This window comes from Enterococcus sp. DIV0240d (assembly GCF_051711245.1).
GTDB classification, from domain to species: domain Bacteria; phylum Bacillota; class Bacilli; order Lactobacillales; family Enterococcaceae; genus Enterococcus_D; species Enterococcus_D casseliflavus.
In genome coordinates this window covers 528,184-553,387 of the sequence record NZ_JBIOMG010000001.1, presented here as the reverse complement: position 1 = coordinate 553,387, position 25,204 = coordinate 528,184, and the positions used below count along the sequence as shown (strand labels likewise).

General features: G+C 43.8%; 18 protein-coding genes. 3 read left to right on the top strand and 15 right to left on the bottom strand.

Features of this window, described 5'->3' with window-relative positions:
* Positions 1-482 precede the first annotated feature (482 nt).
* Positions 483-2,747 carry a bifunctional glutamate--cysteine ligase GshA/glutathione synthetase GshB gene (gene gshAB, locus IGJ25_RS02630; protein WP_438779087.1) on the bottom strand — a complete coding sequence of 755 codons (2,265 nt, stop codon included), beginning with the start codon at positions 2,745-2,747 and terminating at the stop codon, positions 483-485.
* 246 nt (positions 2,748-2,993) lie between these two features.
* Between gshAB and IGJ25_RS02625 the strand changes: the two genes are divergently transcribed.
* Positions 2,994-3,362, top strand: a complete 369-nt coding sequence (locus tag IGJ25_RS02625; protein ID WP_005227140.1) for a BlaI/MecI/CopY family transcriptional regulator — start codon at positions 2,994-2,996, stop codon at positions 3,360-3,362.
* Positions 3,363-3,643: 281 nt separating this feature from the next.
* Here IGJ25_RS02625 and ftsY read toward each other — a convergent pair whose 3' ends face one another.
* From ftsY to IGJ25_RS02555, 14 genes are all read right to left on the bottom strand, one after another.
* Positions 3,644-4,936 carry a signal recognition particle-docking protein FtsY gene (ftsY, locus tag IGJ25_RS02620; protein WP_010748626.1) on the bottom strand — a complete coding sequence of 431 codons (1,293 nt, stop codon included), beginning with the start codon at positions 4,934-4,936 and terminating at the stop codon, positions 3,644-3,646.
* Position 4,937: 1 nt separating this feature from the next.
* A complete protein-coding gene (locus IGJ25_RS02615; RefSeq protein ID WP_010748625.1) occupies positions 4,938-5,756 on the bottom strand; it encodes a Cof-type HAD-IIB family hydrolase in 819 nt (272 codons plus the stop codon).
* A gap of 12 nt (positions 5,757-5,768) precedes the next feature.
* Positions 5,769-9,347, bottom strand: a complete 3,579-nt coding sequence (gene smc, locus IGJ25_RS02610; protein WP_225000633.1) for a chromosome segregation protein SMC — start codon at positions 9,345-9,347, stop codon at positions 5,769-5,771.
* A 15-nt stretch (positions 9,348-9,362) separates the two neighbouring features.
* Positions 9,363-10,055, bottom strand: a complete 693-nt coding sequence (gene rnc, locus IGJ25_RS02605) for a ribonuclease III (RefSeq protein WP_005227136.1) — start codon at positions 10,053-10,055, stop codon at positions 9,363-9,365.
* A gap of 212 nt (positions 10,056-10,267) precedes the next feature.
* Positions 10,268-12,055 (bottom strand): oligopeptide ABC transporter substrate-binding protein, encoded by a 1,788-nt coding sequence (locus IGJ25_RS02600; protein WP_010748623.1) that lies wholly within the window; start codon positions 12,053-12,055, stop codon positions 10,268-10,270.
* Between the two features lie 16 nt (positions 12,056-12,071).
* Positions 12,072-12,941 (bottom strand): ABC transporter permease, encoded by an 870-nt coding sequence (locus tag IGJ25_RS02595; protein WP_153883525.1) that lies wholly within the window; start codon positions 12,939-12,941, stop codon positions 12,072-12,074.
* A gap of 63 nt (positions 12,942-13,004) precedes the next feature.
* On the bottom strand, positions 13,005-13,961 hold the full coding sequence (opp4B, locus tag IGJ25_RS02590; RefSeq protein ID WP_005227132.1) for an oligopeptide ABC transporter permease: 957 nt from the start codon (positions 13,959-13,961) through the stop codon (positions 13,005-13,007).
* A complete protein-coding gene (locus tag IGJ25_RS02585) occupies positions 13,961-14,905 on the bottom strand; it encodes an ABC transporter ATP-binding protein (protein WP_005227131.1) in 945 nt (314 codons plus the stop codon). The genes opp4B and IGJ25_RS02585 overlap by 1 nt, the downstream gene beginning before the upstream one ends.
* Positions 14,906-15,913, bottom strand: a complete 1,008-nt coding sequence (locus tag IGJ25_RS02580) for an ABC transporter ATP-binding protein (RefSeq protein WP_005227130.1) — start codon at positions 15,911-15,913, stop codon at positions 14,906-14,908. It abuts the gene before it with no gap.
* 324 nt (positions 15,914-16,237) lie between these two features.
* Positions 16,238-16,480 carry an acyl carrier protein gene (gene acpP, locus IGJ25_RS02575; protein ID WP_005227129.1) on the bottom strand — a complete coding sequence of 81 codons (243 nt, stop codon included), beginning with the start codon at positions 16,478-16,480 and terminating at the stop codon, positions 16,238-16,240.
* Between the two features lie 110 nt (positions 16,481-16,590).
* Positions 16,591-17,610, bottom strand: coding sequence for a phosphate acyltransferase PlsX (gene plsX, locus IGJ25_RS02570; RefSeq protein WP_010748622.1), 1,020 nt, complete (start codon positions 17,608-17,610; stop codon positions 16,591-16,593).
* Positions 17,611-17,655: 45 nt separating this feature from the next.
* Positions 17,656-19,686, bottom strand: coding sequence for an ATP-dependent DNA helicase RecG (gene recG, locus IGJ25_RS02565; RefSeq protein WP_015508817.1), 2,031 nt, complete (start codon positions 19,684-19,686; stop codon positions 17,656-17,658).
* Between the two features lie 111 nt (positions 19,687-19,797).
* On the bottom strand, positions 19,798-21,480 hold the full coding sequence (locus IGJ25_RS02560; RefSeq protein WP_005227126.1) for a DAK2 domain-containing protein: 1,683 nt from the start codon (positions 21,478-21,480) through the stop codon (positions 19,798-19,800).
* Positions 21,481-21,526: 46 nt separating this feature from the next.
* On the bottom strand, positions 21,527-21,889 hold the full coding sequence (locus IGJ25_RS02555) for an Asp23/Gls24 family envelope stress response protein (protein ID WP_005227125.1): 363 nt from the start codon (positions 21,887-21,889) through the stop codon (positions 21,527-21,529).
* A 266-nt stretch (positions 21,890-22,155) separates the two neighbouring features.
* On the opposite strand from IGJ25_RS02555, the gene rpmB reads away from it, so the two are divergent.
* Positions 22,156-22,344: a 50S ribosomal protein L28 gene (gene rpmB / locus IGJ25_RS02550; protein WP_003128045.1), complete on the top strand. Its 189-nt coding sequence runs from the start codon at positions 22,156-22,158 to the stop codon at positions 22,342-22,344.
* Positions 22,345-22,506: 162 nt separating this feature from the next.
* The gene (locus IGJ25_RS02545) at positions 22,507-25,155 is read left to right on the top strand and encodes a YfhO family protein (protein ID WP_413118748.1); all 2,649 of its coding nucleotides are present in this window, start codon (positions 22,507-22,509) and stop codon (positions 25,153-25,155) included.
* Positions 25,156-25,204: the final 49 nt, after the last annotated feature.

The following is a 25,204-nucleotide window of genomic DNA, read 5'->3' as shown; positions in this document are numbered from 1 at the left end:
ACTTGAACATTGAGTATCGATTCAACTCAGTTTCCGATGATGAACTTTCGTTTTTGATTCAATTGAAAACAATCTTTGCACTTCTTTTGTCACTAACAAAGTTAAGAGAATCCGTCTGCCTTTGCCGCTTTTTTGATGTTACTCATTTTGTTATATGTAAAAGCATAGTTGAAAGACAATATCTATGTTCATATCTTTTTTATACATGCTGACCTAATTTAGCGGCTCTTCAAAAAACGATAGTTATTTAATCGTGTATAAAAAAACTAAAACTTCCTCTCTTTAGATTACCAAAAATACAATTATTTTTCCAGTATTCATATTAAAATAAATATTATTTGATAAATAAAGACAAAAAACGAGGGGATTAACTATTATGCTAACTGTCAGATCAGGAATCAAACAACGATATAAAAAAAACTGCACACTTTGAAAGGAACTCTCCTTCCAAAGTGTGCAGTTCTTTGCTTTTTGTACTTCCATCAGCTCTCGAAGACTTCAGGGAACAACAGGCGTAAAACAGACATAGTTAAGCGTCGGCCTTTCCCGCTGTATGGATAAACGTGCATATGCATCGCTGGGTTGAAATTGGCTTCAATGATTCCATAAGCCCCCGGTTCATTGGCTGGCTTGGTTTTATCTGGAATAATCAGATCGATTCCGCTGATAGATGCTTGTAATGCGGCTACCGCATCGACTGCTACTTGTTTGTAATCATCGTTGAAGTCATCCGTCACATCGATAGAATCACCGCCAGTACTGATATTCGAGTTTTCTCGCAAATAAACGATCTGCCCCTCTTCGGGTACTGAATCCACTTGATACCCTTGCTCTTTTAACATCAGTTGTTCCAGTTCCCCTAATTGGATCAGCTCTAATGGGGTCCGATGATGGGTGCCGCGCAATGGATCGAGATTTTTCTCTGCGACGAGTTCCGTGATCGTGCGCTTGCCGTCACCCACGACATTGGCAGGGATACGTAGTAAAATCGCATCGACTCGCCCATCGATCACGAAGAACCGATATTCCGTCCCTGACAAAAAAGTCTCAACGAGGATCGAATCATCTTCCGCAAAGGCAATGGCGACCGCCGCTTGATAATCCGCTAAAGAGGCACCTTCTTTGAAAATCGAGATACCGATCCCATAGTTGGTGGTTTTCGGTTTTACCACAAACCCGCTGTGGGCAATCTGAGGATAAAACGTGATCGCTTCTTCTGCCGAAGCGAACTCAGCGCCACTTGGTACATGAAAGCCATTTTCGGCTAAGATTTTTTTAGTGACCGTTTTATTCGCCATGATCAATGGGACGATGTACTGATCCTTACTGGTCATATTGGCATTTTTAACATATTCGATGTGGTCTCTCACGGCTAATTTCAAGAATTGATCCGTTTCATCCAGTACCGTCACTTCGATTCCTTTTTGGATCGCATCGAACAAGAGAATCTGGGTCGACAATTCCATTGCTCGAAAGCCAGCTAATTGATACGGTTTTTCCCAAGCAGCTTGATAATACTTTTGTCCCAGCAATGTTGCTGTCTGGGCTTGACTGGTTGCTTGACTTGCTGAGAAAAGACGTCCCGCGAAGGTTCTTTCTGGTTCAGCCAGCATTTCTGAAAGCTGATCCAAAAATGGTGGATGCGGCAGCTCAAGGGCTTGGGCAAAGTCCATCATTTCAGTAATCAGCGCTTGCGCTTCTTGCTGATAAGTCAAAGGTGCAAGCGGATGTTCTAATGCGACCTGATCATTTTTCTGATTGCCCTCTTCGATCCACGCATCCGCATCGCTGCCTTCTTCTTTTGTACTTAAAAACAATAAGAAGAAATGCAAGAATGCGACTTGCTCTTTGGAAATCCCATAGCGGGCAAAGGGATCGATGTCAATATTTCTTAACTCAATATAACGGATACCCGCTGAGGCTAAATCTGCGACCCGTTTTCCCCCACGTAGACGCACTGGCGCATAAAATTCTTTTTCTTCTGAAAGCTTTCCCGTCTCCACTAATTTGGCAATATCTGCAAGATAGGTCTCTAACGAAGCGTAAGATACCTTGACGTCTTCGTGATTCGTGTACCCATAGCGGCTATTGCGAATACTGCGGACTGGTTCTTGCGGTCCGTTTTCTGTCGTAAAATAATTGGCTTCTGAAGCAGGAGTCGCCCCAAAGAAATACGTCAAAAACCAGCGATAGTGCAAATAATTGCGAGTTACTTTCAAATAAAGTGCCGTTTTAAACGTCTGGAAGCTTTCCTTCGTTTCAGACAAAGCATACAGCTGCTGCAAAAAGTCTTCCGCAAATTCGAAATTGAAATGAATCCCACTGACCATTTGCTTGCGGCGACCATATGTTTTAGCTAAATAGCGGCGATAGAGCACATCTTCAAATTGATCTAATTTAGCAATGACGATGTCTTCTTCTTTTTCTGGTAAAGCCGGTGGCATACTCAATGGCCAGAGCATTTCTTCTGCTGACATCGAACGATACGCCACATCATGAATCGCCCCTAAAAAACGGAACAATTCATCCACGGAATCAGCGACGGGCGTAATCAGTTCCAGTTGATTTTCGGAAAAATCCGTTTGGATATACGGATGGAAGCGCCGATTGCCTAACGTTTTAGGATGATCGGTACCTGCAAACGTCCCATCAAGCCGCACCCGCTGCGTTTCACGCTCAATCCCGTAGCGTCCTTTCAATAAATAGGGAAAAAGCTCTTTATGTGATAACAATGTTTTTATTTTCATTCGACTGCCCTCTATGTTCTTCTACTAAATTTTTTCTCAAATGCTATTTCTTTCCATCTATTATAGTGAAAACTGGTGAAAAATGCAGAAATTTGCTCCTCACTTGTAATATCTCTTACTAAAATTACCAAGAATTTATAAAATACTTGAATAAATTTGATATTTACCTTCAAAATAAAGTATACTGCTTATAGAACAGTAAATTATTATGTCCATATTACTCTTTTTTGAAAGGAAGAATAGTGAATGAAGCCACTTAATCTTACCAAACGCGAACGTCAAATCATGAATATCTTTTGGAATTCAGACAAACCTCTTTCTGCAAATGACATTGCTGTCCAACAGCAAGATCTAAGCAAGAATACCATTCAAGCAGTCGTACGTAAACTAAAAAACCACGACTTATTGAAAGTAGCGGATATCGGCTACAGCGGTACTGTTTTGACTCGGTTGTATTCTCCGAATGTGACCCAAGAAGACTTCTTAGCAGCAGAATTGTCTGATCAATCTTTATTGAATTTGATTACGAACTTTATCGAAACCAATAAAGATATCGATACATTGAACAACTTGGAAAAAATGATCACTGAGCGCCAAGGGGAACTTAAGAAATAATCTTTCCCCATCGTTCAACTCGTTGTATTCTGCCTGATACTTCCCAAAGTTTTTAGACAGCGCAGAAGAAAACGAAGCCTTCAAACTGCTTTTCCTGATTTTTGGCAAAGTCGTGCATCGCTGTACCCACATTTGCCACGCCAAGTGTTCTCAGCTTTACGTCACAAGTCAAGCTCGTGGAAAGAGACGACGACCCGTTTTCTCTTCCCTTTGATCTCACAAAAGCAACAATAAAGGAGAGCCATGTGTAGGTGTATCACCTAACACAGGGCTCTGTTTTTTTATTCTTTGATCAAGCCTTTGAATAAGCCAACGACAAATTCATTTGGATCAAATGGTTCTAAATCATTGATGCCTTCTCCGAGTCCCACTAATTTGACGGGCAGCCGCAGCTCGTTACGGATCGCCAAGACGATCCCCCCTTTAGCCGTTCCATCAAGTTTGGTTAAGACGAGACCAGAAACATCCGTCGTTTCTTTAAATTGTTTTGCTTGATTCATCGCGTTTTGACCCGTTGTTGCATCCAACACGAGCAGGACTTCATGAGGGGCCGTTGGGTCCACTCGTTGAATGATCCGTTTGATTTTTTCTAGTTCGTTCATCAAATTGACTTTGTTTTGCAAACGACCCGCGGTATCTACTAATAAAACGTCAGCATTTTCTCGTTTTGCGCGCTCCATCGCATCAAACACGACTGCTGCTGGATCGCCTCCTGCATTGCCACGAACGACTTCAACACCAGCCCGTTCACCCCAGACCACTAATTGATCGATGGCACCGGCACGGAAAGTATCCGCTGCTGCCAATAAGACTTTTTTGCCTTCGGCTTTGAATTGATGGGCTAATTTCCCGATGCTGGTGGTTTTTCCAACACCGTTCACGCCAACAAATAAAATGACGGTCAACCCCGACTGCATATTCAACTCGTTAACTTCACCGACACCCGCTTCCCCATATAGGTCAACCAATTTTTCGATGATGACATTTTGGACATCTGCCGTTTTCTTCACATTACGTAGTTTGACTTCTTGTCTCAATGCATCCGCGATCTTCATCGCCGCATCAAAGCCGACGTCTGCGCCAATCAGCGTTTCTTCCACTTCTTCGAAGAAGTCTTCGTCCACCGTACGGAAGTTGGCAAACAATTCGTTCATCCGTTGCCCAAAGGTTTTCCGTGATTTCGTCAATCCTTTGGTGTATTTATCCTGCACACTTTCCGTTTCTGGCGCTGGTTGAAGGATTGGTGTAGCCGCTGGGGTTTCCTCTGATGGTACATCCTTAGCCACTTCTTCTGGAATACTTGGTGCTTCTTCTCCTTTGTTCGCTGTCGTTGCTTCTTGCTGCAGGGACACTTCAGCAGTTTCTTGCTCTGCCTCCAAATCACTGGAGTCGGCGGTTTCTGCAGGTGCCACTGGTTCTGAAGCGCCTTGTTCAGCAGGAGTTTGTGCTGGCTGGCTTTCTTCTGAACGCTGTGCCTCTGGTGAGTCAGCATCGACTAACGGTTTGTCAATTTCTTGCTCTGCTTCTTTGGTTTCTCCAATCAGCGCTTTTTTGATTTTGTCAAAAAATCCCATCTTACGCACCTCCTTTTAAGACATATTCTTCAATCACTGCTGCCACACCGTCTTCTTGGTTTGAAACGGTGACAACGTCAGCCGCTTCTTTAATGATTGGCACGGCATTGGCCATCGCTACGCCAATCCCTGCATAGCGAATCATCGGCAAGTCATTTTCTTCATCACCGATCGCCATCACTTCTTCTTGCTTGATCCCTAAATCTTGCGCCAATAGGCTGATACCATAGGCTTTGGTGATTCCTTTAGGCATAAATTCCAACAGGTTATTCCGGCTTTTGATGATTTCATATTTCTCGCGGATCTCTGAGGAAATCTCAGGGATCTTAGGATCCAAGACTTCCTGATGGTAGGCGATCACCGCTTTATTATAGAGCATCGATTCATCCAGATCAGCTACGGCAAAAGGACGACAATCCAATAAAGGATTCAACGAGCCATAAATCGATGGATGCGCTGCTGAAGTGGGTAAACTCAAGACAACCTCTTCGGATACCACGTCTAGAGGCAAATTCAAGTCTTCCGCCACTGAAACCAATTCATGGATATCTGCCAGCTGCATCGCTGCTTTTTCAATGATCTCGCCAGTCTCATTTTTTTGAACCAAACCGCCGTTAAAGGTGATGCTATAGTCGCCGGGTTCTTTCAGCGATAATTCTTCTAAGTACGGACGGATCGCCCGTAATGGACGTCCCGTACAAATGACGATTTTTACGCCTTGTGCTTTGGCACGAGCAAGTACCTCTTTGTTGCGAGGAGTCACTTCTTTTTTGTCATTCAATAACGTTCCATCTAAATCGATCGCAATCAGTTTAATCATATCATTCCTCCTCTATGCTTGATCTGCTGTAAAACTACCGCCTTCACGCACTTCTTCTAAGCGCACGGACACGGTCTTCGACACTCCAGATTCTTGCATGGTCACACCATACAACACATCTGCTGCCTCCATCGTTCCTTTACGGTGAGTTACGACGATAAACTGTGTATCATTTTGGAAAGCACTCAAGTAATGACCGAAACGAGAGACATTGGCTTCATCCAATGCTGCTTCCACTTCGTCAAGCACACAAAACGGTACTGGACGAACTTGAATAATGGAAAACAATAACGCAATCGCAGTCAGTGCCCGTTCGCCCCCTGATAGCAAGCTGAGGTTTTGCAATTTCTTGCCCGGTGGTTGGGCTTCGATCTCAATCCCAGTGTTCAATAAATCTTTCGGATCTGTTAAGACTAATTCCGCATGACCGCCGCCAAACATATTAGGAAAGACTTGTTTGAATTGCAGACGGATCGCATCGAAGACTTCGCCGAAACGGGTTTTGACTTCTTCATCCATTTCAGACATCGTATCAAACAGCTGTGCTTTAGCCGACAGCAGATCGTCTCGCTGACTCGTCAAGAACAAATGCCGTTGATTGACTTGCTCATATTGTTCGATCGCATTTAAATTGACTGGACCAATTTGCTCGATCGCTTGTTTTAGTTCCTGAATGTCGACTTTGGCTTGTTCTGCATCCTCGATTTCAGGGAAATCTTGCGCTGCCTTTTCAAAGGTGAGATTGTATTCTTCTTGTAAATACAACAAACGATTATCCATCACCAATTCTGCGCGATTTTTTTCGATCTCAACTTCGGTTTTTTCTGACAGCTTTTCTTTTTGCGTTAAGTTTTCAGCACTCAGGGCTTCGTCTAATGCACCGATTTCTTGTTGAACGACTTGACGTTGTTCACGAATCACCGTCAATTCCGCTGTTACCTGCTGCTTGGTTTTTGTGAAGGCTTCAATTCGCTGAAGAATGCTTTCTTCTGAAAACTCATGATCGCTGACGTTGCTTGTCAAGGCAGCTAACTGCCGTTCTAAGGAGAGTTGACGCGCTTCGTTTTCTTCTAATGCTTGATTCGTAGCGGCAATTTTTTGCTGCAAATGCGCCACTTGTTCTTTTTGAACTGCGAAAGCTGCCTGCAAGCGCGCACTTTCTTGTGCTAAGGTTTGGCGTTTTTCCTCGATCAAGTCTTCTTCGGCATTCATTTGATGAATATCTTGGTCGATTTTCGCCAATTGCGCTGCAATATTCTTTTGCTGTTCTTCCAAGCTCGTCTTCTTCTCATCATATTCCTCAAAGAAGGCTTGCACTTCGCGATGTTCAAAATCAAACACTTGCTGCTCTTGCTTCAAGCGGCTCAGGTCATTCTCAAGATTTTGTAAACGGCTTTGCAGCTCATGCTCCGTCATGCGAGCCTGTTCTCCTTGCGTCCGCAATTCTTCTAATGCTGCTTGTGCTTCTTTGGTCGCTGCTTCAAAATGCTGGACTTGCTTTTCCGTTTTTAAAAGCCGCTCATCCAGTTGCGCCGCTTGTGCCGTCAATTGTTGCAGCTCGTTGCTTTGGCTAAACAAACTACCGGCATTTTTCTTCGTTGCGCCACCCGTCATGGAACCTCCAGCATTCATGACATCCCCTTCTAAAGAAACGACCCGATAGCTATAGTTCAATGCCCGTGCTAACGCATTAGCACTTTGCAAGTCTTCGGCAATCAAGATACTGCCTAACAAGTTATCCGTAATCGTTTGGACGTGTTCGGGCGACTGGACCAATTCGCTGGCAACGCCGATAAATCCAGACACTTGCTTGGCTTGATTGCGGGCATAATCTGGCAAATGACGGGCTTTGATGGTCGTCAGCGGTAGGAAGGTTGCACGACCCCCTCGATTTTCTTTCAAATACGTGATGGCTGCTCGCGCATCCCGCTCATTTTCAACGACGACATGCTGTGCAGCGGCGCCTAATGCGGTCTCGATCGCCACGGTATAGTCTTGTGGCACATCGATCAACTCCGCTACTGCGCCAACGATACCGCTGATCTGCTGTTTGTTTTTCAAAATCAAGCGAACGCCTTGATAAAAGCCGCTATAATTTTCTTGAATGTCTTGCAGACTGCGCTGTTTCGCTCGTACCTGCTGCACTTGACTCATTAACTGATACATTTTCTTTTGTTCTTCATCAAAGCGTTTTTTGTTGGTCTGAGCTTTTTCTTGAAGATGGATGTATTGCTTGCGTTGTTCTTCTAAAATCGCTTTAGCCTGCGTCAGCTGCTCTTCCACGATTTGCGCTTCCGTCGTCTTTTCTTTCAACGACGTATTCATTTGCGTCTGCTTGCTTAGCGCCGTTTGATTTTTCGCGGCTTCTTGTTGGTATTGACGCTCCAAGTATTTCAATTCGTTTCCAATCGTTGCCTGCTCCTGCATGGCTTCGACATATTGGCTGCGCAACTCTTCAATGATTTCTTTTGCTGAACGTTGGTACTTTTCCTGCTCTTGCTGACACGCCAGCATCGCTGCTTCAACTTCCTGCACACTACGATTCTTTTGTGAAAGCAAGCCGATCAGTTCCGTTTTTTCTTCATTTAAAAGTGTGACCCGCTCTGTGACTTCCTCTAAAGTTTCTTGGTATTCGGCAGAGCTTTTTTGCGTATGCTTTGAACGTTCATCCAAGACTTCTTTTTGCCCTTCGGCTTGCTTCAGTCCTTCGGTGACCTCTAAAAGCTGCTGATTCAAACGCTCCAACGTTTCATCAAAAGCAGTACGTTGTTGCCGCAAAGAATGTAACGACAGTTCCCCTTGGTTGATCTTTTCGGAAATCTGCGCCAGTTCTTGGTTAAAGGTACTCAGTTGAGCTTTGGCTGTCTCCCACGCTTCTTTTGCTTTCGTGATCTCTAAGACCGCATAGGCCACATCGACCGTCGTCAATTTTTCTTTTAACGCTAAAAAGCGGTTGGCTGCTTCACTTTGGGCTGCCAGAGGCACCAACTGATCTTCTAGTTCATAAATGATATCTTGTAGACGGCTTAAATTGTCTTCAGTTTCAAACAATTTTTGCTCGGCTTTCTTTTTCCGCTGTTTGTATTTCAATACCCCCGCCGCTTCTTCAAAAATCCCACGACGGTCTTCTGGTTTGCTGCTGAAAATTGCTTCTACCTTGCCTTGGGAAATGATCGAAAATGATTCTTTCCCCAACCCAGAGTCCATAAACAACTCTTGGATATCCTTTAAGCGGCAAGCTTGTTTATTTAAGAAAAAGTCGCTTTCGCCGGTTCTTCTCAAGCGGCGAGTCACGCTGATCTCACTGTAATCCATCGGCAAGTAATGATCGCTATTGTCTAAAACGATCGTCACTTCCGCTATATTTAGCGCTCTGCGGGTGTCAGAACCTGCAAAAATAACATCAGGCATTTTGCCACCACGTAGATTTTTGGCAGATTGTTCTCCTAAAACCCAACGAATCGCTTCGGTAATATTGCTCTTGCCGCTGCCATTTGGTCCGACGACTGCAGTCACTCGATGTTCGAAATCAATGACTGTGCGGTCGGCAAAGGATTTAAAGCCGGCAATCTCTATTCGTTTTAAATACACTCCGCCAGTCCTCTCTTACTGTTCAAGATCCGCCAAGGCATTCGCAGCGGCGTCCTGTTCTGATAATTTCTTCGATTTTCCTTGTCCTTTTCCGATCAAGGTATCATCGCAATAGACTTCCGTCCAAAAAATCCGTTCATGGGCGGGGCCTGCTTCTTTGATCAAACGATAATTGATGGAAACATCGCCGCCGCGCTGCAAGACTTCTTGCAAGCGGGTCTTGTGATCCATCTCATGGGAAAAAGCACCTGCTTTTACTTTTGGAAAGACAACTTTCGTCAAAAAGCCGCTGACACTTTCCAGACCTTGGTCCAAGTATAACGCACCTAAAAAGGCTTCAAATAGATCACAAAGCAAAGAAGGTCGTTTACGACCGCCAGAGTTTTCTTCCCCTTTGCCTAGACGAATGTATTCATCGAATCGGCAATCTTTGGCAAACATGGATAAACTGTCTTCGCGAACGATTGCCGCCCGTAGCTTCGTCAGCTTACCTTCGGGCAGATCTGGCAATTCACGATACAAATACCGTGAAACGATCAACTCTAAGACAGCATCGCCCAAAAACTCTAAACGTTCGTTATCTGACAAGTGCAAGTTGCGGTGCTCATTCACATAAGATGAATGCGTAAACGCTTGTTCAAGCAGATCTACATCATGGAACACAATATCAAACTTTTCTTTTAGTTCTTTCGTTAATTGTGTATTCATTTGTCACATTCCTTCATTAGTTTATCGACACTTCCCTATTATACTGGTTTTTGCCGAATTATGAAATGTTTCCTCCAAATTCTTGGAAAGACTGTAATAAAATTTTATTTACTTAATCTTCTCCTGTATAAAAAAGCCTGTTTTTCTCAGATACCCGCAAAAAAAACAGAAAAAAGACGTCCTGGAAAGGACGTCTTTTCATCGATCATTGATTAACGAGATTCAGCTGTAACTGAAATTGTTGCCCAAGGATTGTAATTCACATCATAAGCCCATGTGAAGTCTTTGACGCGATTTGATACAGGTAACACCGCACTACGGTAAAGTGTTGGGATAACAAACGCTTCATCAGCAGCATATTCTTGCCATGCATCAAATGCTTCTTTACGTTTTGCTTCGTCAAACGAATCTTTTGAATCGATTGCTTCTAGCAATTTCGTATTTTCTTCTGATTCAAAACGAGTGTAGTTGAACGCAGAGTTAGGTCCATACAAGCCCATTGGTGATGGGTCATAACCAGTATTCCATGCACCTTGGTAAACATCAATCTCAGGATCATCATTTTCCAATTTGTCATAGAATGCTTGGAAGTCGATCAAGCGACCTGTTGTGTATTGTACATCAAGTCCGATTTCATTCCATTGTTGGATGTAGTAATCTGCTAATGGTTGTGCTGTTTCGCCACCTGACATTGAAGCAAAGTTAATGGTTAATTTCTCACCATTTTTGTCTTCACGCATACCGTCGCCATCGACATCTTTGTAGCCAGCATCATCAAGTAATTGATTTGCTTTGTCGATGTTTAAAGTATAACCTTCAACATCTGTATTGTGTAATGAGCCAAATACTGGTGGGATCAATGTCGTTGCATTTGTACGCAAGCCATTGTAGAAACGGCTTCCGACAGCATCATTATCTAATGCATAACCCATTGCTTGACGCAATGACTTGTCAGCCATTTTTGAATCAGGATTGTATTCAACTTTACCTTCATCGGCATTCCATTTACCTAATTTGAAACCTAAATAAGTGTAAGCAGTATCTGTTCGGCCTAAGATTTGATAACCGTCAGTATCCTTATAAGTAGGATACGTATCTGTCGGCATTGATAAAGCCATATCATATTGTTTTGCGTTCATCGCTTCAACAATAGATGAAGTTGGAACTGCTTTAAATGATAATTTATCTAGTTTTGGCTTATCTCCATAATAGTATTCGTTTGGAACGTACTCTACGGATTCACCAGCTACGATATTTGACATTACATAAGGTCCGAAGACGATTGGATTTTTACGAACTTGATCGCTTGATTCCATATCTTTGACTTCGATTCCTTCAAAGGCGTGTTTTGGTAATGCTGAAGCCCAAATACCACCACCTGCTTGCATCATACCAGGGTGAACTTCTTTGTATTGAATTTTAACGACTTTGTCACTTTCTTTGGTGATACCAGAAATAGTATCAGCTTTACCATCATGGTAATCTTCCATACCAACAATGTTAGTAAAGTTACTATCATAACGAATACCAGTATAATCTTTGTTACCAATTACTTCGTAAGTGAAGATGATATCATCTGCCGTAACATCTTCGCCATCAGACCATTTCAGGTTGTCGCGTAAAGTAATTGTTGCTGTGTTGTTGTCTTCATCTAGCTCAAGGTTTGCAGCCCCGCCGTCAACAATTTTGAAATCAGCGTCATTGACGAATAAACTTTCATTACTTGGCAACATAAATTGTGCATCATAGTTATCTTGATAAAATTCTGTTTGGAACAACCCTTGGAATTGCGTATCCATCACTACTGCAACATCCAAAGTACCACCTTCGATTGCCTCTGCATCATTGCTAACTTCGATTGGGAAGTTGCTTACATCTTCCGTATCGTTTGCTGCATTGCTGCCGCCACCAGAAGAATCGGTTCCGCCGCCGTTGCTGCCACAAGCTGCCAATGCTAACACTGACAAAAGAGTGACCATACCAAAAATATTTTTCTTCATCCTGTATCCTCCTTGTTTATCCTAGTCGTTGACGCGCATCCGCTGAACGCTTAAATGCTTGACCAACGTAATTGATACTCAACATCAAGACTAAAATTAGAATTGATGCGGGTAACCAGATCCACTGTCTGTTGACCAGCACATCACCGCTGCTGGCATATCCGATCAGTGTTCCCAAACTTGGAACATTGGTCGGCAGACCAAAACCTAAGAATGTTAGTGTCGTTTCAATACCGATATTCGCTGCAAAGTTCATTGTTAAGTTGGTGATGATCAATGAGCTAAGGTTCGGCATGATTTCGCGGAACATGATGACGAAGTCATTGGTTCCGAGGGTTTTCGATGCACTAACATAGTCGCGACGGCCTTCTGAAAGGGTCTTACTTCGGAAGAGCCTTGCTTTTCCGACCCAGTAAAAGGCACTCATGACCCATATAAAGGTCCAAACGTTATAACGAGGTACGATCGATACGATAACGATAATGATCAACATGATCGGCAAAATCATAACGAAGTCAACGATACGCATCAAAATGTTATCAATGATGCCACCATAGTAACCTGAGATGATCCCTAGTCCGACCCCAACGATCGACGTAATGATCGTGATTGAAAAACCAATCAAGATTGAGTTACGCGCACCGATGATCAATTGTCCCCAAACATCACGGCCACCTTCATCCGCCCCTAAAAGGTAGGTGCCGCCGTTTGGCGAAATCGCGCCGGGTACAGCGTATTTATCAAGGATGCTGACACGCATCACTTGTGATTGGTCGATAACTGCTGAGCCGATAAACACGAACAATAAAACTGCGACTAACAAAACTAATGAAAAGATCGCCATTTTATCTTTTAAGAATTCGCGAAAAATCATTTTTAATCCCATAGGCGGGATGCTCTCTTGTTTTAGTACTTTTTCTTTCTTTTCAGACACATTTATCCCCTCCTATTACTGGATTCTGATTCTTGGATCGACAATACTCATGATGATATCTGATAGCAGCGTACCGATCAAGGTCGCTAGTCCTAAGATCAATGTCAGTGAAGTGATCACGGCATAGTCCCGTTGGACGATACTATCGATAAACAGTTTTCCGACACCTGGGTAAGCGAAGATTTTCTCAATGACCACAGAACCTGCGATCAATGAAGTGATCTCGTAGCCCATTTGTGATGCGATCGGCAACGATGCATTACGGAAAACGTGACGTGAGAAGACTTTATTCGTTGGTACCCCTTTTGAACGAGCGGTACGAACGAAATCCAATGATTTCGAATCAATGACTTCACTTCGCAAGTATTGGATCGTCACTGCTGTTCCTAATAATGCAGAAGTGATCGCCGGTAATAGTAGGTGATACAAGCGACTCCAAAACTCAGCCATGCCGCTGACCCCCGGTGCAACGGAACCACCCGTTGGGAACCAAGCCAATCGGTAACCGAAGATGAACAATGCGATCAACGCAAAGATAAACAACGGTACGGCGAAACTGAAGAAGTTGTAAACAACGACGACTTTATCAAGCAATGAATTTTGGTAACGTCCTGCCCACATCCCTAAAGGAATGGCAATCACGTAAGTCAAAATGACCGTCAATAAAGATAACCACAATGTATTGCTGATACGTCCTGCTAATAACGTTGAAACAGGTAATTTAAAGATGAAACTTTGACCAAAGTCCCCTTTTAAGGCATTTCCGATCCAACGGAAATACTGGGTATACCATGGGTCATTCAAACCAGCGGCTTCACGCATCCGCTCAATAACAGCTGGATCTTGGTTTGGATTGATCAAACCGGTAAATGGATCCCCAGGCATTGCTTGTGCGATCAAGAAAATCAAGATACTCAAAATAATGACTTGCGGGATCATCAACAACAAACGACGTAGAATTGTTTTCCACATTATTCAGCACCCCCGTTTTTCAATGCGACTTGGTGCGACTCGGTGATTTTACGCAAGTCATACACTCTGCCAGTTTCGTCGTAGTAATCTTTTTGATGGGTCACATATTCCAACTCGACCTTGCGGCGGTTTTCTTTGTGAGCATCGCGATTTTTTACGTCGATTTGAGGAATCGCTGATAATAAACGTTTTGTATAGATGTGACGCGGGTCTTGATAGATGTCTTCCCGTGTCCCGATCTCAACGAAGCGGCCTTTGTACATGATGGCGATATTGTCACACATGTGTTTTACGACCCCTAAGTCATGAGAGATGAATAAGAAACTTAAGCCAAATTCTTGCTGGATCCGTTTCATAAAGTTCAGCACCTGCGCTTGCACGGATAAGTCAAGGGCTGAAACCGGCTCATCGGCGACGATCAGTTTTGGATTGGATGCTACCGCGCGGGCAACCCCTAACCGCTGACGTTGTCCACCAGAGAACTCGTGAGGATATTTGTATAGGGCATCTTCTGGCATCCCAACGATATCCAGAAGGCTTTTCACTCGTTTTTTCTCTTCTTGATCGCTTAAGCGTTCAAAGTTGCGTAATGGTTCGGCGATAATGTCGACCACGCGTTTTTTAGGATTCAAGCTGGACATTGAATCTTGGAAAATCATTTGGACATCTTTGTTGTAGTTCATTTTTTTGCGGACGGAACGTTTGGTCACGTCTTGCCCATCATAAATGATTTCGCCACTGGTGATTTTTTCTAATCCAACGATGGCTTTCCCCGTCGTGGATTTACCAGAACCAGACTCACCAACCAATCCGTAGGTTTTTCCTTTTTCTATGATGAAGTCCACACCGTCAACGGCATACACATGGTCTGTGACGCGGTTGAAAAATCCGCTGCGAATAGGATAGTGGACTTTCAGATCTTTAATTGTAATTAATTCTGTCATCTACACTTCTCCTTCTTCGTCTCTAAAATGAAAATGCTTGTAGCATGTGCAACGGACCAAATGATCAGGTGCTACTTCATGCAAGACTGGGTTTGCTTCGTGGTCGCTTTCAGGAATCCAAGGAATCCGTGCGGCAAACCGACAACCCGTCCGTGGCATATTTTTCAATGAAGGAACTACGCCTTCGATCACGTGCAGTTCACTGTCTTGTGAATTTTCTTGAGGGATCGAGTTAAGCAATGAGCGGGTGTATGGATGTTTTGGATTGGCAAACAACTCTTCGGCTGTTGCGACTTCCACAAACTGACCCCCGTACATCACGGCTACTCGGTCGGCCATCTCTGCTACGACACCTAAATCGTGGGTGATCAAAATGATCCCCGTCTGTGTTTCTTCTTGCAAATCTTTTAGTAGATCAAGGATCTGTGCTTGGATCGTCACATCCAACGCGGTCGTTGGTTCATCCGCAATAATAATTGGTGGTTTACAAGCAATCGCGATCGCAATGATGACCCGCTGACGCATCCCACCAGACAATTCATGAGGGTATTGACGTCCTACTCGCGGTGGATTGGGAATCCCCACTTGTTCTAATAATTCTAATGCTCGTGCTTGACGCTGTTCGGCGGTCATATCCGTATGGTAGGATAACCCTTCTTTGATTTGATCTTCGATCCGCATCAAAGGATTCAGTGCAGACAATGGATCTTGGAAAATCATCCCAATATCATTTCCGCGAATTTTGTTGTACAGCGTTTCGTTTAAGTTTGACAAGTTTAAATCTTTATATAAGATTTCTCCGGTGATTTTCGTGTTGTTTGGGTCATGCAGCCCCATGATCGTTGTAGCTAACGTACTCTTGCCGCAACCAGATTCTCCTACGATCGCTAAGATCTCATTGCGATCCAGTGTAAAAGAAATACCATCTACTGCGTCATAGTAATCGTCTTTAATACGAAAACCTGTGTGAAGGTTTTGAACATCTAGTAATTGATTATCTCTGGACAATCGAATACCCCTCTCTACTTTCTAAGATGTCTTGCAATTTAATGTAAAAAAAGAAGGAACATGCATTTCATTTCCAAAAGCTTTCTTAACATTGTATAATATATTCTTAATAATTATATAGAAATGCCACCAATAATGCAAGTCCCAGAAAAGTTAATACACTGAATTTTCAGAAAATTTACATTATGCTTTCAACGCCGTCATGTCAGGTTTAACGACCGTTTTTTAGATTTCACTACCAAAGAAAAGCCGCTCAAAATCACTGCGGATCAATTATGAGAAAGAAAGAGCTAAGTCATCTAGGACTTAGCTCTTATGTCTGTCTTAAGCAAGATGGCTTGAAATATAATCAACCGCTCCACCGACTGTTTCGATCTGCTCGGCATCTTCATCAGAAATCTCGGTACCAAATTCATCTTCTAGTTCAAGGACGAATTCCATCACACTGATCGAATCAGCGTTCAAGTCGTCTTTAATGCTCATCGTATCCGTTACGTTCTCTGCGTCAATTTCAAAATGATTGGCGATCACGACCGCAACTTTCTTGAATACTTCATCTCGTGTCAACTGGCTTCACCTCCACGCGTTTGCACAAAACATAGAATGGCTAACAAACATTGTACTGCTTTCTATGCTTTTTGTCTAGATATTTTTGCAATTTCATTACAATCATTGCATTATGATTGCGTTTCGTCTTTGTCAGTCGGCATTTCTTCAAAATGGGCGACCAATTGTGCCACGACATCTGTCGCTAACATCGTATGGATCTGCTTGATGGTGTACGCCACCGCTTCTGGTCCTGTCGCACCATGGGTTTTGATGACTGGGGCTTTCAAACCAAACAATACGGCACCGCCGTGTTTCGCATAATCCATTTCATTTTTCACTTTCCGCAACGCATCTTTTAATAATAATGCGCCTAATTTCCCTTTGGCACCAGAATCGAGAATCGACTGTTTCAACAGCGCCATCAAATTCAAGGCGGTTCCTTCGATCGATTTCAAAACAGCATTTCCAGTAAAGCCATCTGTCACGACGACGTCAGCTGCACCATCCAATAATTCCCGAGCCTCGACATTGCCGATAAAGTGGATCGTCGGGTCTTGCGAAAGCAGTTCAAAGGCTTTTTTCGTTAATTCACTGCCTTTGGTTTCTTCCGTTCCGTTATTTAACAAGCCGACCCGTGGTCGATTGATCCCGCGAACTTTTTGGGCATAAAAGGACCCTAAGACGGCATAGTTTGCCAAATGTTCTGGTTTATTGTCGGCATTGGCACCTAGATCCAGCATGTCAAAGCCAGCATCTTTGCCGATCACTGGCATTGTGGACATCAATCCGGGACGGTCGATCCCTTTGATCCGACCGACGATAAACAAACCAGCCGCTAATAAGGCCCCAGTGTTTCCAGCTGAAAAAATCGCATCTGCCTCACCATTTTTGACCGCTTGTGCTGCCAAGACCATTGAGGCGTTTTTTTTTCGTCTGATCGCTTTGACAGGCTCATCATCACTATTGATTTTTTCATCCGTGTGGATAATGGTGACATTCTTATCATCCGTCATGTATTTTTTGATTTCATTTTCTTTTCCGTAAAGGAGGAATTCAATCTCTGGAAAGTCTTTTTTTGCCAGCATGACTCCTTCTACGATCGCTTTTGGGGCGTTGTCTCCGCCCATTGCATCAACAGCAATCCGCATCTCGCTGCCACTCCCTTCATTTTCCCAATCAGTATAGCATATTCTTTAATCAAAAAATTGTTTGTCTGCTTTTTTTGCTGCTAAATAGTTTGCCAATGCCGAAAATTCTGGCAACAGCTGCCAGCCATTTTTTTGCCAAAGCTGGGCAGCTTCGACTTGTGCCACTTCTAGAATATGGGCATCCGCGACCAAATCGGCAGCCGCAAACTCTGGCAAGCCCGATTGTCGATTGCCGAAGACTTCTCCTGGTCCTCGCAACTGCAAATCTTTTTCGCTGACTACAAAGCCGTTGGTGGTTTCTGTCATGATCTTCATTCGCTCGACCCCTGTCTCATTCTTCGGGTTTGCGATCAATATACAGTAAGAAGCATCGGCACCGCGCCCTACCCGTCCACGCAATTGATGAAGCTGGGCTAACCCGAAGCGATCGGCGTCAATGATCAGCATCACTGTCGCATTGGGGACATTGACCCCTACTTCGATGACCGTCGTGGAAACCAAGATCTGCAGTTGATTTTCTTTGAAAGCTTCCATGATGCTGTCTTTTTCTTGATTCTTCATTTTCCCATGCAGCATCCCCACTTGATAAGTAGGAGAAAAGTAACTTTGCAGCTGCTCATAAATCTCCGTGGCATTCTTGACATCCAGCATTTCGGATTCTTCGATCAAAGGACAGATGACATACATCTGATGCCCTTGTGCCAATTCTTTTTGCGCCCACTCTAAGATCGATTCAAACTGCGGCGGACGGACCCAGCGAGTCTCTACAGGAATCCGTCCTGCTGGCATTTCATCGATCACCGAAACATCCATTTCGCCATAAGCCGTGATCGCTAACGTACGAGGGATCGGTGTGGCGGTCATAAAGAGCACATCAGGCAGATAGCCTTTTTCCCGTAAGACTTTTCGCTGATTGACGCCAAAACGGTGTTGTTCATCGGTGATGACTAAGCCAAGATGTGCAAAGTCCACCCCTTCTTGAATCAGCGCATGGGTCCCAACGATGATGTCGATCTCCCCGGCTGCTAATTGTTCTAAGATGACTCGCCGTTCTTTTGGTTTGGTCGAGCCTGTCAAAAGAGCGGTGGTCACTTCTAAGGGGTCAAAGAGTTGATTCAAGCTTTCTAGGTGCTGCTGGGCCAAAATCTCAGTCGGCACCATCAGTGCGCCCTGAAAGCCAGCTGTCATCGTGGCATAAAGGGCGATCGCCGCCACGACTGTTTTCCCGCTTCCTACATCTCCTTGCAAGAGTCGCTGCATGTGCTGCGGACTTTTCAGGTCATGGCAGATTTCATTGGTCACACGCTTTTGCGCATTCGTCAATTCAAAGGGCAGTTTACGAGTAAACTCTTTCAAGCGTTGCACATCATAATCGATCGCTAGACCGTTTTTCTCGGCTTTTTCGCTTTTCTTCAGTCCTTGGATCTGCATTTGGAACAAAAAGAACTCTTCAAAAATCACCCGACGCTTCGCTTGATGACTCTCTTGGGGATCTTTAGGAAAGTGCATCGCAAACATCGCGGATTTCCGATCCAACAAGCGATATTTTTCGATCAATGACAAAGGCAAGATCTCTGTGATCTGATCACCAAAATCAAGGAATGCCTGTTTGATCAGTTCGATCAACACACTTTGACGCACGGCTTTATTGACATGATAAATGGGGGCAAAGTCTTCTGCGCTCTTGCTGCCGAGAATTTTCATCCCCGTCAGTCCTTTGCGTTTGGCGTCCCATTTGCCATAGACGGCGATCTCTTCTGAAACCTCTACTTTATCCTTCAAATAAGGCTGATTGAAAAAGGAGACATTAAAGACATCGTGGTCTTGCATCATGCGAAATTGCAACCGACTTTTCTTATAGCCAAAGCGATTGACGACCGGCGGGGAAACGACGATCCCCTTGATCGTTACTTTTTCTTGGTCTTGAATCTCCGCTAATTGCCGTTCTTGAATGTCTTCATAACGAAACGGATAATACTTCAGCAGGTCTTCAATGGTTTCGATCCCTAAACTCGCCAAGTCTTGGGCGCGTTTTTCTCCGACACCCTTTAATACCGTAAGTGGCTGATTCAGCATAGGTACCCTCCTTTTCCAAAGTAATTTTATTTATTGCAGAGATTCCTGCATTCATAGAAAAAGACGGAGCCAAAAATCATCTACGATTTTTGCCCCCGCCGCCTAATTTGTTTATTCTGCTGAGAAAAGATACGGATAAACTGGCTGATCGCCTTGATGGATCTCTACTTCGATCTCAGGATGCAGCTCAACGATCGCTTCTTCAATTTTCGCTGCTTCTTTGGCTTTGCCTTCTTCACCGATAATGATGGTGACGATCTCAGTATCTTCTGTGATCATTTTTTCTAAGGTAGTCATGGAAGCAGAGAAACGATCAGGAACAGAAACAACGATTTTGCCGTCGACCATTCCTAAGAAGTCGCCTTCTGTGATTTCGATGCCATCAATTGATGTATTACGGATCGCATGAGTCACTGATCCGCTGACAACACTTGCTAAGACATCGGTCATAGCTTGCTGATTTTCAGCTAGTGTGGATTGCTCGTGGAATGCCAGCATCGCTGTCATCCCTTGTGAGATCGTCCGTGTTTCAACAACCGCTACTGGAATCTCGGAAACTTCCGCTGCTTGCTGTGCAGCCATAAAGATGTTTTTGTTATTTGGTAGAACGATCACTTGGTCGGCATTAACTTCATTGATCGCCAACAAAATGTCTTCCGTACTTGGGTTCATCGTTTGGCCGCCACTGATGACATATGAAGCACCCAGGCTAGTGAACAATTCTTTCAAGCCTTCGCCAGCCGCGATCGCGATGATCGCAAATGGTGTCCGTGGACGTTTCACTGGTGCAGGTTTTGCACCTTGCTGGTCGTGTTCCAAAATCGTTTCATGCTGAAGACGCATGTTGTCAACTTTGATTTTCACCAATGAGCCGAATTTTTGACCATAATTCATGACTTCGCCAGGATGTTCCGTATGGACATGGACTTTGATGATCTCATCGTCGTTGACCACTAATAAGGAATCCCCTAACTCATTTAAGTAATTACGGAATGTTTCATAATCAAATTCACTATCTACAGTCGGACCTTCACCGATCTTCACCATGATTTCTGTACAGTAACCAAAGGTGATATCTTCTGTCGCTAAGTGTCCTTGAACGCTGCGATGATGTTCGGCATTGACCATTTCATCCATAGCCGCTGGGGAAGGTTCGAAGATTTCATCGGCTGGGTATTCACCCGTCAACGCATTTAAGAAGCCTTCATAAATGAACAACAATCCTTGACCGCCGCTATCTACCACGCCGACTTCTTTTAAGACGGGCAATAGATCTGGGGTTTTCGCCAATGAACGTTTTGCACCGTGAACCACGGCTTTCATCACTTCGATACAATCATCGGTAGTTTGTGCTTTTTTCTCGCCATATTCAGCTGCGATGCGTGCCACAGTCAAGATGGTTCCTTCCACAGGTTTCATGACTGCTTTATAGGCGGTTTCTACTCCATGAGTAAAGGCTTGAGCCAATTCTGGTGCAGTGAGTGTTTCTGCGGTCGGGATAGCTTTAGAAAAACCGCGGAATAATTGAGATAAAATGACGCCAGAATTCCCACGTGCGCCCATCAATAGTCCTTTTGAAAGTGTAGCGGCAAGATCGCCGACGTTTTCTGAAGTCGCATCTGCGACCGCTTTTGCTCCACTGGTCATGGATAGATTCATGTTTGTCCCAGTGTCTCCATCTGGAACAGGAAACACATTCAATGAGTTGACAAACTCTGCATTAACTTGTAGACGAGCCGCGCCTGCCTGCACCATTTCTTGAAACTGACTTGCGCTGATATTCGTTACCTTCACTTAGATAGTCCTCCTTAAAATCATCCGCCATGAACGGATCCCTTGCCTAATCTGGCAGTACACGTACGCCTTGAACAAATACATTTACCGAGTTCGCAGATACACCTAGCATCGTTTCTAAGTTGTATTTCACTTTTTCCTGCACGTTGCGGGAAACTTCGGAAATCTTTGTTCCATAGCTGACGATCGTGTATACATCCACTGCAATGCCGTTTTCTTCTTGGCGGACAACGACACCGCGAGAATAATTTTCTTTTCGTAAAATTTCATTGATGTTATCTTTGATTTGTTTCTTGCTAGCCATACCAACAATGCCGAACACATCTGTTGCTGCGCCTCCGACCACTGTTGCAATGACTTCATTGCTGATTTCAATAATACCTGATGAGGTTTGAATTTTTACAGCCATTTTATAGCCTCCTTCAATGGGCATGACCCATCTTTCTTCTTACATATTTTATCATAGCTGTACCGCAAATAAAAGGATGAGACATATGAAAAGGGGCTTTCTGACCAAACGTCTTGCATTTCGACCTTGTTTAATTTACAATGTTTACCGGGAAAAGTCAATGTTTCTTGAAAATTACTCTTGCTTTTTTCACCTTTCTGTGATAAATTCAGATGGTATGAGCTGAAATAGCGCTCCAACATCAAGGCAAAGGAGGAAATAACCACATGGCTAAAGTTTGTTACTTTACTGGACGTAAAACTACAAGTGGAAACAATCGTTCTCACGCAATGAATGCGACAAAACGTACTGTGAAACCTAACTTGCAAAAAGTTCGCGTTATGATTGACGGAAAACCTAAAAAAGTTTGGGTGTCAACTCGTGCTTTGAAATCTGGAAAAGTTGAGCGCGTATAATTAGACCTTTTCGGCCGTTCGTTTTGAACGGCTTTTTTTGTACCCTTTTTTCTTTGGTGCGCTTTCACTTAGGTTTTCATTAAAGAAAACAGGTCTTTGTTTTTTTAATCGATTCACCTGTGGTAAACTAAGAAAAAATTGATAAAGAACAGGTGACTTCTTGTGACGAAAATAAAAACATTTGCCAAACAACATTGGCCTTATATGCTTGCTAGTTTCTGCTTGCCGTTTCTTATCATGGCAGTGATCTATTTGACCATCGGCATCTACCCTGGCAGCAGCCGCAGTGTCTTAGCCAGTGATGCCTTTTCACAATTCTCAAACTTTCATGCCAGCTTTCGCAATATGCTCTTAGGCAAGCAAAGTATCTTTTATACATGGAACGCCTCTTTAGGCTTGAATTATCTGGCACTGATCTCCTATTACTTAGGCGGGATCTTCACTCCTCTGGTCTTGTTTTTCCCAAATCAGCTGATGCCAGATGCGTTGTACTTCTTGACCTTGATCAAGATCGGCAGCGCGGGCTTGGCGTTTTGGTTTTATGCCAGCCAAACCTTTAAGATCCAACGTTGGCAGCATGTGACCTTAGCTGTCTGTTATGCCTTGATGTCCTTCATCACCGCCCATTCGGAACTGATCATGTGGCTTGATGCCATGATCTATCTACCGCTAGTGATTTTAGGTATTGACCGTTTAGTGAAAAAGAAAAAACCAGTCGTGTTATTTATCAGTTATCTGCTGTTATTTTTATCCAGTTTTTACATGGGCTTTATGATCGGTCTCTTTTCCGTGATGTATTTCTTGGTTCAGTTGGGCCGCAACTGGAAGCAAGCTCGGGGGGCGATCATCCCATATGGCATCACCTCCTTGTTAGCTGGCGGCGCCTCAATGGTAATCATCTTACCTGCCTTATTGGATTTGCGCTCAAACGGGGAAGAATTAACAACGATTTCTTCCTTTAAAACCGAAGCCACCGATGTCTTTGATCTCGTGATGAAAAACATGATCGGTGTTTACGATACGACAAAATACGGCTCCATTCCCTTCATCTATATCGGTTTATTGCCGTTGCTGTTGTGTATTTTATATTTTGTTTCGAAGAAAATCCGCTTGAAGGATAAATTCTTATACGCTGGCATGTTTGCTTTTTTGATCGCCAGTTTTTATATCGTGCCGATGAATCTTTTTTGGCACGGGATGCATGCCCCAAATATGTTCCTTTTCCGCTATGCCTATTTGTTCTCCTTCTTAGTGATCATGCTGGCGGGATACGGGTGGGAGCAGCTGCAGCAAAAAGATCGCGGCTTGTTTCTCATTATTGGTCTTTCTACGATCGTGGTGTTTGCCCTCTCCTACGCATTGAAAGGACCTGGAACCTATGAATATGTTTCCGCTACTTCTTTTGCGCTAACGATCGTATTCTTTGTTCTTTACTTGTTATGTATTGGGTTCGGGCAATTAGGTCTTTTAACACAAAAACGAGTGACGATCTTGATGCTAATCTTCGTCTGCGGAGAAATGGCCGTCAATACGAGCGGCATGGTTCGCGGAATTTTGAATGATTGGAACTATGCTTCTCGCAGTTTGTATACAGAACCTTATCCGGACATCAAAAAACTAGTCACTCAAGCCAACGAAGACAATGATACCTTTTTCCGATTAGAAAACCTTGATCCTGTTTCTTCCAACGACAGTATCAATTATGGCTACAGCGGTGTCAGCATGTTTTCTTCGATCCGTAACCGCAATTCCTCAAGCTACCTGGATAAGCTGGGCTTTCGGTCCCGCGGCACCAATTTAAATATCCGCTATCCGAATAATACCTTGCTGATGGATGCTTTTACAGGGATCAAATACAATATCTCCAAGCCAAATCTCACCAAATACGGCTTTCAACGTGTGGGGGAATCTGGTGAATACAAGCTTTATGAGAATCAAAATGCGTTACCGCTAGGTTTCTTGGCTGAACCAACCATTGAATCGATTGATCAGCCGCAAAATGACAACTTGACGAGCCAGAAAAATCTTTTCAATGGCTTGGCGGATTTAAATTTAGAGTATTTTGCCTTTCAGCCGATCACGGTGATCCATAGTAAAAATACAGATATCACCAATGACGGCATGTATATGAAATTTACCGAGCAAGAAAGCAATGTCGCAAAAGAAGTGACTTGGCAAGTGGAGGTTCCAGCGAACTCGCAAGCATACTTGAGTCTTTTCCCTGCCAACTTTGGGGAATTGGAAAGCTCATCTGCCACCGTGACAGTCAACGGTCAGCAGCGAGAAACGCAAATCAGTATCAACGGTCAATACTACGACTTAGGGCACTATGAGACCGATACGACGGTTCAATTCACCGTCAGCTTCTACGGAACGCCTGAAATCTCCTTCCAAAACCCGCAAGTCGTGACCTTGGATACCAACGCTTACCAACAAGCAATTGATGCGATCCAAGATCGAGGGGTCGCTATGACGGTCGGCAAACGCAGTGCCAAAGCCGATATCACGACTGAAAAAGAGCAGCAGCTTGTAACGACCATCCCTTATGACAAGGGCTGGACTGCTACGCTTGACGGCAAAGAAGTTCCAATCACCGCCTTTCAAGACGGCTTTATCAGTGTGACGATCCCAAGTGGCACCCATCACTTGGAACTGTCCTTCTTGCCGCAAGGCTTTGTTATCGGTGTTTGCTTGTTCTTCGGCTGCATCGCATTGTTTATCCTGTTTGCTTGGTTTTACCAGAAACAAGTAGCCAAAAAGCAAGTTTTAGACGACCAACGTCAACTCATGGATCAACCACCAGAAACCTAATCGAAAAAGAACCAACTCGTCTTTTTGAGGCGCTCCCCATAAGTTAGAG